The sequence below is a fragment of the Vibrio sp. EA2 genome, from assembly GCF_033042495.1.
Classification (GTDB): domain Bacteria; phylum Pseudomonadota; class Gammaproteobacteria; order Enterobacterales; family Vibrionaceae; genus Vibrio.
Genome location: NZ_JAWLID010000004.1, coordinates 171,587 through 171,992, shown reverse-complemented (window position 1 = coordinate 171,992; position 406 = coordinate 171,587). Strand labels below are relative to the sequence as shown.

The 406-nt window shown below is 48.5% G+C and carries 1 protein-coding gene; it reads right to left on the bottom strand.

Annotated features, from left to right (window positions below):
* Window positions 1-406, bottom strand: a 406-nt coding sequence (galT, locus tag RXX31_RS11675; protein WP_317589527.1) for a galactose-1-phosphate uridylyltransferase, incomplete at both ends; no start/stop codon positions are given.

Genomic DNA, 406 nt, shown 5'->3' with positions numbered 1-406 from the left:
ACTGCGTAGTAATGGTGGTAAAAAGCTCGCATGTACTTGCCAATAAGCGTCGGGATTTCCGCCGATAAACGGTGCTCCATGCCAGCCCATTGAGTAAGGGAAAGAGCACTGAAAAAGGTTATCGTACTTAGTGGTTAACAACTTAATCGTCTTGGCGAGATCAACCTGGATCTCTTGAGTCATTTCCGTCAGTCGGCCCAGCTTAACTTTTGGCAAGACCATCGTCTCGAACGGCCAAGCTGCCCAGTAAGGAACCAAGGCCACCCAATAATCACTTTCGACAACAATACGCTCGCCAGACGCCACTTCACGCTGCACATAATCCAACAACAGAGGGCTATGGTGTCGTTCAAAATAGTGCTGCTGCTGTTGGTCTTTTCTGGCTACCAAGGTTGGTACAAAACTG